The organism is Rhizobium sp. H4 (assembly GCF_003013335.1).
GTDB lineage: Bacteria > Pseudomonadota > Alphaproteobacteria > Rhizobiales > Rhizobiaceae > Rhizobium > Rhizobium sophoriradicis.
Genome location: NZ_PSOW01000020.1, coordinates 33,558 through 46,846, shown reverse-complemented (window position 1 = coordinate 46,846; position 13,289 = coordinate 33,558). Strand labels below are relative to the sequence as shown.

Annotated in this window: 11 protein-coding genes and 1 pseudogene; 4 read left to right on the top strand and 8 right to left on the bottom strand. The window is 62.6% G+C overall.

Annotated elements, in window-relative coordinates; genetic code table 11:
- Nucleotides 1–115: 115 nt before the first annotated feature.
- From C4N04_RS26360 to mutL, 3 genes and pseudogenes are all read right to left on the bottom strand, one after another.
- Nucleotides 116–996 (bottom strand): annotated as a pseudogene (locus C4N04_RS26360) (AraC family transcriptional regulator).
- 135 nt (nt 997–1,131) lie between these two features.
- A complete protein-coding gene (locus C4N04_RS26355) occupies nt 1,132–1,362 on the bottom strand; it encodes a DUF2093 domain-containing protein (protein WP_010059623.1) in 231 nt (76 codons plus the stop codon).
- 67 nt (nt 1,363–1,429) lie between these two features.
- Entirely contained in the window at nt 1,430–3,247 is a 1,818-nt protein-coding gene (mutL, locus tag C4N04_RS26350) for a DNA mismatch repair endonuclease MutL (protein ID WP_106797419.1), read from the bottom strand.
- Nucleotides 3,248–3,430: 183 nt separating this feature from the next.
- Between mutL and C4N04_RS26345 the strand changes: the two genes are divergently transcribed.
- Both C4N04_RS26345 and C4N04_RS26340 read left to right on the top strand, forming a co-directional pair.
- Nucleotides 3,431–5,161, top strand: coding sequence for a response regulator (locus C4N04_RS26345; protein ID WP_106797418.1), 1,731 nt, complete (start codon nt 3,431–3,433; stop codon nt 5,159–5,161).
- 167 nt (nt 5,162–5,328) lie between these two features.
- A complete protein-coding gene (locus C4N04_RS26340; protein ID WP_106797417.1) occupies nt 5,329–6,693 on the top strand; it encodes an EAL domain-containing protein in 1,365 nt (454 codons plus the stop codon).
- A gap of 213 nt (nt 6,694–6,906) precedes the next feature.
- Here the strand turns inward: C4N04_RS26340 and C4N04_RS26335 are convergent, their stop codons facing one another.
- The 5 genes from C4N04_RS26335 to C4N04_RS26310 all read right to left on the bottom strand — a co-directional run bounded on the left by C4N04_RS26335 (nt 6,907) and on the right by C4N04_RS26310 (nt 10,955).
- Nucleotides 6,907–7,512 carry a PRC-barrel domain-containing protein gene (locus C4N04_RS26335; protein WP_038687143.1) on the bottom strand — a complete coding sequence of 202 codons (606 nt, stop codon included), beginning with the start codon at nt 7,510–7,512 and terminating at the stop codon, nt 6,907–6,909.
- A gap of 220 nt (nt 7,513–7,732) precedes the next feature.
- Complete coding sequence (locus C4N04_RS26325; protein WP_096762637.1) at nt 7,733–8,620, bottom strand: SMP-30/gluconolactonase/LRE family protein; 888 nt, start codon at nt 8,618–8,620, stop codon at nt 7,733–7,735.
- 4 nt (nt 8,621–8,624) lie between these two features.
- Nucleotides 8,625–9,257: a 2-dehydro-3-deoxy-6-phosphogalactonate aldolase gene (locus C4N04_RS26320; RefSeq protein ID WP_106797415.1), complete on the bottom strand. Its 633-nt coding sequence runs from the start codon at nt 9,255–9,257 to the stop codon at nt 8,625–8,627.
- Between the two features lie 13 nt (nt 9,258–9,270).
- The gene (locus C4N04_RS26315) at nt 9,271–10,185 is read right to left on the bottom strand and encodes a 2-dehydro-3-deoxygalactonokinase (protein WP_106797414.1); all 915 of its coding nucleotides are present in this window, start codon (nt 10,183–10,185) and stop codon (nt 9,271–9,273) included.
- Nucleotides 10,185–10,955: an SDR family oxidoreductase gene (locus C4N04_RS26310; protein ID WP_106797413.1), complete on the bottom strand. Its 771-nt coding sequence runs from the start codon at nt 10,953–10,955 to the stop codon at nt 10,185–10,187. Before C4N04_RS26310 ends, C4N04_RS26315 begins: the two co-directional genes overlap by 1 nt.
- A 103-nt stretch (nt 10,956–11,058) precedes the next feature.
- On the opposite strand from C4N04_RS26310, the gene C4N04_RS26305 reads away from it, so the two are divergent.
- Complete coding sequence (locus tag C4N04_RS26305; RefSeq protein WP_106797460.1) at nt 11,059–11,856, top strand: IclR family transcriptional regulator; 798 nt, start codon at nt 11,059–11,061, stop codon at nt 11,854–11,856.
- 225 nt (nt 11,857–12,081) lie between these two features.
- A complete protein-coding gene (locus tag C4N04_RS26300) occupies nt 12,082–12,816 on the top strand; it encodes an autoinducer binding domain-containing protein (protein WP_106797412.1) in 735 nt (244 codons plus the stop codon).
- Nucleotides 12,817–13,289 lie beyond the last annotated feature (473 nt).

The window sequence follows — 13,289 nt, the reverse complement described above, 5'->3', positions numbered from 1 at the left end:
TCGTTATCCCGGAACCGCTGCACACTTCCGGGCGACATGCATTAAACCGGGATTGGGCGGATAGCGGCCTGTCCGTCCCCTGCGTGCGGAAGCGGCAGGCCGCCGTCGAAGGGCGCTAGTTCAGCGGCAAAAACAGTTCCGCGACCGCCTCATGCTCCGCCACTTCAGGGAAGAAGCGCAGCCGCTGGCAATAGATCGGGAAGTCGCGCGCTTCTTCGCCGCTGGCCGGCAGCCATTCGCGATAGAGGTAGAGCGCGGCGGGTTCCAGATTGTCGGTGTTGCCGACGACGCGCAGCACCGCGCATCGTCCGCCGGGAATCTCGCCGGCTTTGATCTCACCGCTGTCCGCCTCGATTGGTTTGTCGATCCCGACACAAAGGTCCACGCTATAGTCGGCGGGCGACGCGGGACGCCGCTCGGAGCGCCAGATATTGAAGGTCGGATTTGTCTTGGGGTGCAGACCTGCCCCTGGCGCCAGGCGATGAAGCGCTGGATGGTGGCGCCGAGCGTTGCGGGATCGCCCCGATGCTTCATGATCGCCACCGGCGTGGGAGGCACATCGCGAATCGTCACGTCGTCAATGGTAAAAGTCTTCTGCATGAGCTTGCTCCTGGCGTTGTCGAGAGGCCCAAAGGCCACAAGCCACGGCTCCCAGTCGGGAGACTTCCGGAAAGACGAAGGCGATTGCCCGAACCGTTGCCGAAAAGCGCGGGCAAAGGCATCAGGACCGTCGTAACCGGCTTCCATCGCTATATCGGTGACGCTTTGGGCATCCCTGTAGGCTAGCTGGTATGAAGCGCGCTTCATTCTGGCGAGCTGGATATAGCGATGCACGGATAGACCGAAGGTCGCCGTGAACTGCCGATGGAAATGATATTTCGAGTAGGCTGCGACATTGCTCAGCGCATCGAGGTCCAGATCATCGTCCAGATGCCGGTCTATGTGATCCAGCACCCGCTGCATGCGGGCATGGTAGTTTTGAAGCGCCGCCTTCATCGTCCCGTCCTCCGTGGCGGCACAAGCTAAACGTTGGTGGACATGACGCGCTCGACCGATCTTGCGGTTTTGTCACGGGTCGCAGATTAGCCAAAGCCGTTTAGGGTCACTAAAGGAGGAACGGCGAGAATTGCTCTAACGTCGCTGGTTCGGCAGCACGCCGGCGCGTTTGTCAGCTTCGATCGCCGAGATCACGTCGGAATAGGGCTCCTGGCGGGCGACGCTCCAATAGCGCAGCTCGTCGAGCGGAATATGTTTTCCCGTCATCGCACAGACGACGTAGGAGCCGGGCGAGACAATCTGGAAATCGCCGTCGAGATAGCGGATCTTCGCCTCGCGGTTTCCGTGCCCTTCGAACAAATTCATGCGCTCCGTTCCCTGCAGTCTGTCATGTGTCTGCCATACTCCCGCGACGGCGGCTTTGCCAGCTTTTTTAGCTTCTGCCGAAAAGCCGCTCGATATCGCTGAGTTTCAATTCGATATAGGTCGGCCGACCGTGATTGCACTGGCCGGAACCCGGCGTCACTTCCATTTCTCTCAGCAGCGCGTTCATTTCCTCCGGCCGCAGCCGCCGTCCGGAGCGCACCGATCCATGGCAGGCCATGGTCGCCGCCACATATTCGAGCTTGGCCGATAGGCCCGACGCCGTGTCCCACTCGGCGATCTCGTCGGCAAGCTGGCGGACGAGGCCATGGGCGTCGACCTCGCCGAGCATCGCCGGCGTCTCGCGCACGGCAATCGCCCCGGGGCCGAAACGCTCGATCGCCAGGCCGAGTTCGGAAAGCTCGCCCGCATGCTGCATCAGCCGGTCGCAATCCTCCTCCGGAAGGTCGATGATCTCAGGGATGAGCAGCACCTGCGAGGCCAGCCGCTTCGAATGCAGCGCCTTGCGCATCGCCTCAAAGACCAGCCGCTCATGCGCTGCATGCTGATCGACGATGACCAGCCCGTCCTCGGTCTGGGCGACGATATAGTTGGCGTGGATTTGCGCCCGTGCCGCGCCGAGCGGATAGCGCCCGGTTGTTTCGGGAGAGGCCGGTTCGGGTGCACCCGGCTGGGGCGAAGGCGGCGGCTCGGCTCGCGCTGTCGGCGCCGACAATCCGTCGAAAGTGGCCTGCGTCCGCTCGGCGAAACCGCCTGCCGGCTGGTAGGGCCGGAAGGGCGAGGTCTCGGCCGACCATGGCGCCTGCGGCCGCTGCGCATTGGGCTGGAAGCCGGGGCGAAAGGCGCGCAGCATGTCGCTCGCCCCTGTTGTCGCCGCCCGGCTGCCGTCGCGCGCCAGGGCCTCGCGGATGGCGCCGACGATCAGGCCGCGCACCAGGCCCGGGTCGCGGAAGCGCACGTCGGATTTTGCCGGATGCACGTTGACGTCGACGAGAGCTGGATCAAGGGTGATCGACAGCACCGCCACCGGATAACGTCCTGACGGAATTGTCTCGGCATAGGCGCCGCGGATCGCCGAGAGGATCAGCTTGTCCTGCACCGGCCGGCCGTTGACGAAGGCATATTGATGGGCGGAGTTGCCGCGGTTGAAGGTCGGCACGCCGGCGAATCCGGTGAGCGCGATATCCTCACGCATGGCGTCGAGGGGAATGGCGTTGTCTCGGAAGTCCTTGCCGAGCACCTGCGCCATGCGCGCCAGATGGTCGTCGCCGGTCGCCGCAAATTCCAGCGTCGTGCGGTCCGAACCAGACAGGACGAAGCGCACGGCAGGAAAAGCAATCGCCATGCGCTTGACGATCTCGGTAATGGCGCCCGCCTCCGCCTTTTCGCTCTTCAGAAATTTCAGCCGGGCCGGCGTGGCGAAAAACAGGTCGCGCACTTCGACGATGGTGCCGGGATTGGCGGCGGCCGGCCTGATATGCACGATCTTGCCGCCGGCAACGGCGATCTCGTGGCCGCCGGCGCTGTCACGCCTGCGGCTGGCGATGCTGAGCCTGGCGACGGAACCGATCGACGGCAGCGCCTCGCCGCGGAAACCGAGCGTGCGGATATCCTCGAGCGTCTCGGAGATCTTCGAGGTGCAGTGGCGCCGGACCGCCAGTTCCAGATCGGCCGCCTCCATTCCGGAACCGTTGTCGCTGACCCGCAGCAGCGCCTTGCCGCCGCCTGCCGTGGCGATCTCGATGCGCGTCGCCCCGGCGTCGAGCGCATTTTCGATCAGTTCCTTGGCAGCACTCGCCGGCCGTTCGATGACCTCGCCGGCGGCGATCTGGTTGATGAGCGTTTCGGAAAGCTGTCTGATGGCCATGGGCTATTTTCGGGGATTCGCGGGCTGGAGGGAAGAAGATTCCATAGGCTTTACAGAAGCGTGATCTGCGGCTCCCCAGTTTCGACGATCGGCAGTGTTAAGCCGGTTTTAACAGAAAAATGGCATTTTTATTCATATACCTCCGGAAGCTGCGAAAATCGATCAGATGTGGGACGCAACAGAATGAGTGCCGGCTTCGAAAAGGCGGACACGGCATCGGGAATCGACGGGACTCCCGCCGAGGCCGATCTGCAGACGGCGCTTTTCGATGTCGTGTGCGACAGCCTTTCGGCAGCGTTCATCATCTACGACAAGAACGATCATCTGATCTTCGCAAGCCGCCAGATCCTCGAATTCTTCCCATTGCCGGCCGAGATGCTGAAGCCGGGCACGCGGCTGCGCGATTTCCTGGGTGCGGTCTACGATACCGGCGTTCGTCAGCAATATGACGTGAGGCAGGGCGGCTCGCTCAGCCGCGAGGACTGGCTGTCGCAGAGGATCGCCTCGCATTGGCGCGAACGCTTCGAATCCGTCGAGCGCCACGGCGCCGACAGCTGGGTCCGCTTCGTCAAGCGCAGGCTGCCGGGTGGTTACGGCGTCACCATCGTTTCCGACATCTCCGAGGACAAGAAACGCGAGGAGCAGTGGCGCTCGGACCTGGAGAGGGTGCAGCTCACGGAAGACATTCTCGACAATCTGCCGTTCCCGCTGTTCGTCAAGGATCGCAACCTGACCTATGTCGCGGTGAACCTCGCCTTCTGCGAGAAATACCAGACCACCGCCGACGAGGTGCTCGGGCGCAAGAGCGGCGAGCTCTTTTCGCCGGAGATTGCAAAACGCTTCGAAGAAAGCGACCGTCACGTGCTGGAGACCGGCGAAATGTCGATCTCCCGCCAGCGGCAGATCTCCCGCGACGGCATCGAGCGCGACATCGTCAGCCGCAAGCACCGCATCGGCAAGCCAGGCCGCTATTTCCTGGTGTCGACGACGCAGGACCTGCCGCGCGACGGCACCGATCTCGAGGAGTTCGACCGGGCCTCGGCGATCACCACCTCCGCCAACCAGAGCTATCGCCGCGCCTATGTGCCGCTGCAGAGCGCGGTGGAGCGCCGCGAGCCGGCGGCGATGGAAGCGATCGTTCCGGAGAATTTCTCCGGCCGCAAGATCCTCGTCGTCACCGCCGACCTCGCCGCCGAGACCGCCGCGCTGCGCACGCTGTCGAAATACGGTTTCGAATCCTGCACGGTGCGCGGAGAGGATGAAGAGGAGCAGTTCCTGGAAATTGCCACCTCTTCCGGCATCTCGCTCGACCTGCTGATCATCGACAACCAGATGGGTATGCGCTGCCTGGAGCTTGCCGAGCAATACGGCATTCCGGCCCTGGTCATGGACGGCTTCCAGATCGCCAACGAACTCACCTTCCAGATCGCCCGCCATTTCAACCGCAACAGCCGCAACAACGGCGCCGGCGCAGAGGTGGACTGGGAAATCAGCATTTCCGACGATAGGGTCAGCCTGCAGGTTCTCGTTGCCGAAGACAATGATATCAACCAGATCGTATTTTCGCAGATCCTTGAAGGCCTCGGCTATCGCCATATGATTGCTGCGACCGGCGACGAGGTCGTGCGCCTCTGGGCCGAACACAGGCCGCAGGTGGTGCTGATGGACATATCCCTGCCGGGCTTCAACGGCTTCGAGGCCGCGCGGCTGATCCGCCAGATGGAAGAAGCCGGCGCTGCCGCCCGCACCCCGATCATCGGCGTGCTCACCCAGGCCTTCGAGCGCGATCGGGCCGAATGCGCCAAATCGGGCATGGATGACGTCATCATGAAACCCGTCAGTCCTGACATGCTCGAGACGATATTTCAGAAATACCTGGTGGAAGAGGGCGCGCGAGTTCGAACGCGCGCCTGATGTTTTAAAGATATGGCCGTCGTTTCGCGACGGGGTCCGCTCTCGCCGATAGCGTCAACCCCTGAGAATTCGGGGCGGTCAGGCTGCGAAGGCGGCTGATTTACTAGCGAATTGTTAAGAAATGCCGGTCATTCTTTGCTCGGCTGCGGAGGAAAGCTCGGGTTTGCATGATGAAATCGGCGGAAATGGCTTCCCTGACCGTGAGTCACGGTGAGCTCCAGGCGATGGCTTATACCGATCCGCTGACCGGGTTGGGTAACCGCAATCGCATTCGCGAGAAGGTTCTGCAGATTTCCGCCGAGCGCGCCAGCGATCCGGCTCCCTTCACCATCGGCATTGCCAATCTCGACAGCTTCAAACCGATCAACGATCTTTTCGGCTCCTCGGCCGGTGATGAAATCCTTTGCCAGGTCGCCCATCGCCTGAAGGCCTGCATTCCGGACGGCGCGCTGGTCACCCGTCACGACGGCGACGAATTCGCCTTCGTGCTGCCATTGATTTTCGAGCGGGCGAGTGCGGAGAAGTTCGGCCAGATGATCCGCGAGGTGCTTTCGGCGCCCTATGATCTCGGCGACCGCAACGTCCGTCTCTCCGCCTCCTTCGGCTTTTCCATCTATCCTTTTGCCGGAGAGGACTGCGAGGAACTGCTGAAGAGCGCCGAAACGGCGCTCTATCGCTCCAAGCGCCGCGGCCGCGGCCAGATCACCGTCTATTCGCGTGAGATCGCCCAGGAGATGAAGCGCGCCACACAGCTGGAGCAGGCGCTCAGAAACGCCATCATCTCCGATGCGATCGACGTGCATTTCCAGCCGATCGTTTCGCTCGCCAACAATCAGGTGGTCGGCTTCGAGGCGCTTGCCCGCTGGAACGATCCCGATCTCGGCTTCGTTTCGCCCGGCGTCTTCGTGCCGCTCGCCGAAGAGCGCGGTTTCATTGATGCCCTGTCGGAAACGCTGCTGCGCAAGGCCGCGGAAGCAGCACTTTCCTGGCCGCGCGAACTCTTCCTGTCGTTCAATCTTTCTTCGGCGCAGCTGATGGATCCCGGCACGAGCGGCAGCATCCTGTCGATCCTCGGCCGCGTCGGCTTCGATCCGCATCGCCTGGAATTGGAAATCACCGAGACGGCGGTGATGGGTTCGGCCGATACCGCTCACCGCATCATCGCCGATCTGCGCGCCGCCGGCGTGCGCATCTCGCTCGACGATTTCGGCACCGGCCAGTCGAGCCTCGGGCGCCTGCGCGACTTCATCTTCGACAAGATCAAGATCGACCGTGCCTTTGTCTCACGCATCAATTCCGACCGCGCCTCCGAACACATCATCAAGGCGATCCTTGCCATGTGCGATGGCCTGGAACTGGAAGTCGTGGCCGAGGGCATAGAGGATTACGCCGAGGCGGTGAAACTGCGCACGCTCGGCTGCGGCATGGGCCAGGGCTATCATTTCGGCCGCCCGGCCGATGGCATCGCCACGCTGCGCTTCCTGCACGAGAACTACTATGACGCGGCGATCGCCGAGCGCGTCAGCGCATAAGCAATTCCAGCAAAAGTGCGCCGCGGTTTTGCGTCCGGGATTGCGTGCAAACAAAGCAATTCCAGCAAAAGTGCGCCGCGGTTTTGCGTCCGAAATTGCGTGCAAAACAAACCAATTCCAGCAAAAGTGTGCCGCAAGGGGAACTCAGATCAGCAGACAAAGCAATGGCGCCCCTAAGAGCGCCATCACCTACGCTATACTACCACGCGCGGTTTACTTAGGCGTGGTCGAGCCGGTTGCCGTCGTATCGGTACCAGGTGCGACCGGAGCCTTCTCTGCAGACTGCATTGCCAGCGTCTTGAACTCAGGCGCAGCCTTCAGCGATTCGGCGGTTTCGCTGGTCGTCAGCTTGACGCTGCCGTCCTGGGTGTTCTGAGCTATGGTGATCGTTTCTATCGGAACGGCGACATCCTTTTCGCCGATGCCGAGGAAGCCGCCAACGCCGACGATTGCGGCGACAATGCCGCCGTCCTTTTTCATGATCAGGTCGTTGACGCTGCCGATGCTTTCATTGTTGGCATTATAGACCGACTGGCCGATATAGGTATTGGCGCTGATCTGGTCCGGAGCCTGCTCCGTCAGATAGGTGCCCTGAGCCATATCCGTGCTCGGGGTTGCGGCGGGAGCCTGTGCAGCATCGCCTGCGGGTTTGGTGACATCAGGTGTCACCGGCTTCGGTGCAGCCGGATCAGCCGGCGCTGCTTCGGTCGGAGCGGCGGGATCTGCAGGCTGCGGCGCGGTCTGCGAGAATGCCGCCGGTGCGAAAGCCGTGGCAAACAGCGCGCCAGCGGCAACGGTCGTCAAAAGTTTGCTTGTCATTTCGAACCTACTTTCATTTCTCTAGAGTGATCGCTGACCCGGCAATGCATCATCCTTGCCGCGCCGGTTCGTAGGGAAAATGAGCGGTGCGCGTATTGGTTCCGGTTGAAAACACGGAAAATTTCACCATTCTCACGGAACTTTTATCGGCGACTGGGGTCGAAACGAAAAGGCGCCCCGCTTGGGGGCGCCTCGGGATCGCGGCTATGGAAACCGGCGTTCAGAGCACGTATAGAGGATCAAACACGCCCTTGACCGTGATGCCGAGTTCCAGCAGCGCGCCGGCGGAAGGCTGAGCCGAGCGGGCATCCTCGTCGAGCCCCTCCCAGGCGGTCGTCACCGCCAACCGGTTGGCATCGACGCCGATGAAGGCCGGGCAGGAGGGCTGGACGGCGGGAACCTTGTAGCGCGAGATGCGCAATCCATCGGGATTGTAGCGGTCGACGACGCCCGCACCCCAGCGGGCATTCCAGATATAGCCGTCGGAATCGACCACCGAGCCGTCGATGTCGCCGGGCTCGTTCATGCTGTCGACGAGCACGATCGGCTCGCCCGCCGGCAGGCCGGTATGCGGATCGACCATGACGCGCATCAGCCGGTTGATCCGGGAATCCGTATAATAGCCGATCGTGCCGTCGGGCGAGAAGCAGATCGAATTCGGAATGCTGATGCCGTTGAAGATCTTCGTCACCTTGCCGCTTGCGACGTGATAGATGGCGCCGGCCTGGTTTTCCGCCCGCTTGCTCATTGTGCCGATCCAGAGCGCGCCGGAGGGATGGGTGCGGCCGTCATTGGAGCGGTTTTCCGGCCGGTCATTTTCGAGCGCTGCGTAGAAGGTGAGGTTGCCGCTTGCCACATCGCGTACGAAAAGCCCTTCCTCCGTCGCGATCAACTGCCGTCCGGCATCGATGCGGGCCAGCACGCTTGCCATCGCAGGCAGCGGATGCACCTTTTTCTCCCCCGTCGCCAGTCTGAGTTCGTGCAGCTCCTTGCCGAGGATGTTGAACCACCAGACCGTATTGCTGTCTGGATCATAGGTCGGCCCTTCGCCGAGGACGGAATTGGTGTTGCAAAGGGTCTTGCCTTCGAACTCGTAAATGTCGGTCATCCGCTCACGCTCCCATGGCTGCATCATAGGCGTAAATGGTTGCTTTCGCACGCTCGGCAACCTCTGCCGCGCTCATTCCCGGCTTGTAGAGGCTAGTGCCGAGGCCGAAGGCGAAGATGCCGGCCTTGGTGTAATCGGCGAAATTCTTGTCCGATACGCCGCCGACGGCAGCAATCGTCAGTTCCGGCGGCAGGATCGCCCGGATCGCCGTGATTCCGGAAGGACCGAGCACGCTCGCCGGAAAGAATTTGAGCCCGGTGGCGCCGGCCCGCGCCGCAGCCAGCGCCTCGGTCGGCGTGAAGACGCCCGGCATCGTCACCATGCCATGGTCGCGCGCCCGGATGATGACCTCGGGTTCGACATTCGGCGTCACCAGCAGCTTGCCGCCGGCCGCGTTCAGGCTGTCGACCGCCTCGACCGTCAGCACCGTGCCGGCGCCGATCAGCACCTCCGCTGGCGCCATCTTGGCGGCGATCTCGATCGATTTGAACGGCTCCGGCGAATTGAGCGGGATTTCGATCGCCGTCAGGCCGTTGTCGATCAAGGCGCCGACGACGCTTTCGGTCGCGTCGGGCCGGATGCCGCGCAGGATGGCGATCAGCGGGCGCTTCATGTCGGGGAAGGGGATACGGTTCATCGTGTCAGCTTTCTCAATTCGGCCAGATGGCTTCGGCGGCGGCCGATAGCCCGCGGCGCACAGCCTCGTCCGCATCGATAGCGGTGAAGGCAAGGGAGAGGGTTTTGAAGGCCTGTTCGTAAAGCGCCTGCAGGCGTCCGGAGGCGACGAGGGTGATGCCTGAGTTGGCGGCATCCTGCAGCGCACCGGCGATTTCGAGGCCGATCAGCGTGCCGGAGAGCCGGGCTTGCGCGGCAGCAGCGGAGATCCCGTGCAGGAGCTGGCCGGAGCGCGCGGTAAAGAGCAGGTTGGAGGCAAGGGCCGGCCGGGCGAAAGCGGCCGAGACCGCCGCTTCGAAGGCCGCCGCATCGGCCGGCTGCTCCTGCGCCCCCGCAACGGCATGCGACAGGATCGTGTGTTTGCTGATCGCGTCGAAGAGTTCGCCGGTCATGAAGGTGGAAAAGCCGGTGACGGTAGCATCCGTCACATGCACCCACTTCGAATGCGTGCCGGGCATGCAGACCGCCTGGGCGGCGACGCTCGTGCCGCCGAGCGCGCCGAGAAGCTGGGTTTCTTCGCCGCGCATGACATCCGGCGTCGCCGCCTGCCGCTGGGCGAGGCCCGGCAGGATGCGGATGTCGCGGCTTTCGCCGGCCACGCGGACGGCGGCAGTCAAGATCGAGGCGAGCGGTGCAGGCACGTCGATATAGCCGGCCTCGACCCAGCCCTGCCTTGCGCCGGCCATGCCGCAGACCACCACCGGCAGGTTTTCCGGCGCTTCGATGGCGGCAAGATGGCTTGATAGCACGGTGGAAAAGCCGGTCTTTGCCGCGCTGGTCATGCCTTCGCCGCTGCGGCGTTCGGCAAGCACGCTGCCGTCCCGGGCCATCAGCCACAGCCGGAAGCTGCTGGTGCCCCAGTCCACCGCGACATAAGACGGATTTGTCATTACAGAATGCCTCCATCGACAATCAGGGACTGGGCGGTCATTCCGGCCGCGCAGTCGGATGCAAGAAACAGGCAGGGACCGACGATCGCATCGGCTTTGAGCGCGACTTTCAGGCATTGCTGCTCGACCGAGCGAGCGATGCTCTCTTCGGTCAGCCACAACTGCATCTGCCGTTCGGTGACGACCATACCCGGCAGGATGCAGTTGACCCGGATATTCTCCGGGCCGAGCCGGCCTGCCATGCTCTTCGTCAGGCCTACGACCGCAGCCTTCGCCGCCGCATAGGCGGGAAAACCGCCCATGTTGAGCTTGAAGGCGATCGACGACATATTGACGATCGCCCCGCCGCCGGCCGCCCGCATCGATGGCGCCGCCGCCTGCGAGGTAAAGAACACATGCCGCAGATTGACCGCCTGGTTGTTGTCCCAATAGGCCTCGGTGACCGCATCGAATTCATGGCGATCGTCCCAGGCGGCATTGTTGACGAGCACGCGGATCGGCCCGGACGCGGCAACGACGCTGTCGACCGTGCGCCGGATCGCGTCGATGTCGCGCAGATCGGCATGGTAGAAGGTGACAGGATGCGCGGTGTGACCCGACAGCTGCTCGGCAAGCGCGTGGCCGGCGGCCTCGGCGATGTCGATGAAGGAAACCTTGGCGCCCTGGCGCGCGAAACCTTCGACGATTGCAGCGCCGATGCCCGAGCCGCCGCCGGTCACGAGCACGGTTCGGTCTCTGAACTCCGGAAATTGGGCTGCTGTCGCGGCCATCGTCTTCTCCCGACGAGGTGAACTGTTCCATTATTTGGAACTGAATTTGACTATATGGAATTATCGGTTTATGCTGGCCCTTCTGTCAAGGGCGGATGAGACGATGAATGCTTACGGCGGCGGCATAGCGCAGGCACGCGAGACCGGCACACTCGGCAAGCTGATGGTGCTGCTCGATCTCGTCACCCATGCGGATGCGCCGTTGCGGTTCACCGACATCCTGTCGCTCGCCGGCCAGCCGCGCGGCACCCTGCATCGCCAGCTCAGCCACCTGGTGGAGGAGGGGCTGCTCGAACTCGACGGTGACGGCCGCTATGCGCCGGGCCTGCGCCTGCTCGATTTCGCCGCCCGCAGCTGGGCGCGCAACGAATTCCGCCTGATTGCCGAACCGCACCTTGCCGATCTGCAGCAGGCGACCGGGGAGACCGTGCATCTCGGCGTTCTCAGAGGGCAGTCGATCATCTACCTCGACAAGGTCGAAGGCCGTCAGCCGGTGCGCATGTATTCGCAGATCGGCAATGCTTCGCCCTGTTACTGCACCGGCGTCGGCAAGGTGGCGCTATCGCTGCTTCCGGCCGAAAGCCTGGTCGATCTCCTTGCCGGCGTGAATTTCACCCGCTTTACCGCCGCCACCCATGCTTCGCCGGCAAGTCTGCTCGCCGAAATCCATGAGATCGCCGATCAGGGCTATGCTTTCGACCGTGAGGAGCATGAGGCCGGCATCCGTTGCGTCGCCGCACCCATCTGGTCGGAAGATCGGACCTTTCTCGGCGGCGTTTCGATCACCGGCCCGGCCTATCGCCTGTCGATGGAACTTCTCGCCCAATGGGCCGTTCCGGTTCGGCAGGCAGCCGGGAGGATCATGGAAGGCATGCGCATCCGCCTCGGCCCGCGTCGCTAGATGAGGCGATGATCAGCGGTCGGTGATTGCGGGTATAAGACAAAAGACTGAAACGGAAAAAATTGAGATTTGCCGGCGAATCACGACAACTGGAAATAGTCCGCGAAGTCGACAACAATTGTCGGCCGAACACTTGATGTCGCGGTCGACAGCACTTGATACAGAAGCAATCGTCATTCCCTGATGCAAGCAACCGGGCCGCGGCGCCGAAGATGAAGAAATGTGATGGAACCTTTGTCGCAAACATCCGCGGAAGAAGACGATTACATCAAGGAAATTGCCGGGCTGAAGACCCAGTTCGACATTTTCCGGTTTTTGAAACGCGTGACCGAAGCCTATCGCTGCCGCGCCTTCATGGTGCTCAATCTGCCGCCGATCACCTCCCTCGATCTTCAGGGCAGCACCGTCCTCACCAGCTGGCCGGCCGAGCTTCTGGCGCTTTATGACCAGGAGGGCTTGATGGTGGACAGCCCGGTTCTGCGGCGGCTGAGAACATCGGCGCGGCCCTTCTTCTACGACATGTCGCGACAGAGCTGGCCACGCGACGACGGCAAGTCCGCTCTGGTCGTTGGGCTATTCGAACGTTTCAGGATGATGCGTTGCGCCTATTTCCCGACGCATGAGGCCTCCGGCCTGCGCGGAGCCGTCTCCTTTGCCGGCGATCGCGAACCCTTCAGCCCGGCCGAGATGCGCGAGCTTTGTTATATCGCCATCCATGTCTTCGACAGGCTTGCCGAGATTCGCAATCTCGATACCCGCGTGACCGATGCGCTGACCGACCGCGAGATCGATTGCCTGAACTGGACGGCGGCCGGCAAGACCAGCGCCGAGATCGCCGAAATCCTGTCGCTGTCCGAGCATACGGTCAATCATTACCTCAACCGCGCCACCAAGAAGCTCGACACCGTCAACCGCACCCAGGCCGTCGCCAAGGCGCTGCGGATCGGCCTGATCAAATAAGTTGCAAAGCTGGCGATCGGCTCCTGCCTGCCGCTTAGCGCGTAGGCAGATCGGAGCGTCGTTTCGCCGCTTTTCCTAGCTTTTCCATCTGGCACGCTTTCTGCATCTCTTCTGCTAGAGGTCCAGAGGGGACTTTGCTGACCAGCGCCAGGAAATGGCGCGGCCGACACACCACCGCCAGACGCCGATGCCGCTTCTCTCCCGGCCTTCGGGGTCGGCGGCGGTTGTTGCCTTTCGGCACCGCTTCTTGCGCAGCTGCTCACGATTTCGTCTTGCTGGTCACTTTTTTCTGGCATTTTTTTCGGCTTGCGCTAGTTCGCCCCGCATTGCGCCGGTTCTCGGGGAGAGAGACCGTTGCGGCCATCAGGGCGAAAGCCCGGCGGACTTGATGGCCGCAACGGATTTCGAATCCCGGCCGGCGTTTTTCAAAGCCGGCAAATCGATTTTCCTCCCGATGATTTTGTTTGGCGAAG

Excerpts from the sequence above, each read along its gene's own strand:
- C4N04_RS26355 (WP_010059623.1), bottom strand. The coding sequence starts at position 1,362 with ATGAATTTGTTCGAAGGGCACGGAAACCGCGAGGCGAAGATCCGCTAT.
- mutL (WP_106797419.1), bottom strand. The coding sequence starts at position 3,247 with ATGGCCATCAGACAGCTTTCCGAAACGCTCATCAACCAGATCGCCGCC.
- C4N04_RS26345 (WP_106797418.1), top strand. The coding sequence starts at position 3,431 with ATGAGTGCCGGCTTCGAAAAGGCGGACACGGCATCGGGAATCGACGGG.
- C4N04_RS26340 (WP_106797417.1), top strand. The coding sequence starts at position 5,329 with ATGATGAAATCGGCGGAAATGGCTTCCCTGACCGTGAGTCACGGTGAG.
- C4N04_RS26335 (WP_038687143.1), bottom strand. The coding sequence starts at position 7,512 with ATGACAAGCAAACTTTTGACGACCGTTGCCGCTGGCGCGCTGTTTGCC.
- C4N04_RS26325 (WP_096762637.1), bottom strand. The coding sequence starts at position 8,620 with ATGACCGACATTTACGAGTTCGAAGGCAAGACCCTTTGCAACACCAAT.
- C4N04_RS26320 (WP_106797415.1), bottom strand. The coding sequence starts at position 9,257 with ATGAACCGTATCCCCTTCCCCGACATGAAGCGCCCGCTGATCGCCATC.
- C4N04_RS26315 (WP_106797414.1), bottom strand. The coding sequence starts at position 10,185 with ATGACAAATCCGTCTTATGTCGCGGTGGACTGGGGCACCAGCAGCTTC.
- C4N04_RS26310 (WP_106797413.1), bottom strand. The coding sequence starts at position 10,955 with ATGGCCGCGACAGCAGCCCAATTTCCGGAGTTCAGAGACCGAACCGTG.
- C4N04_RS26305 (WP_106797460.1), top strand. The coding sequence starts at position 11,059 with ATGAATGCTTACGGCGGCGGCATAGCGCAGGCACGCGAGACCGGCACA.
- C4N04_RS26300 (WP_106797412.1), top strand. The coding sequence starts at position 12,082 with ATGGAACCTTTGTCGCAAACATCCGCGGAAGAAGACGATTACATCAAG.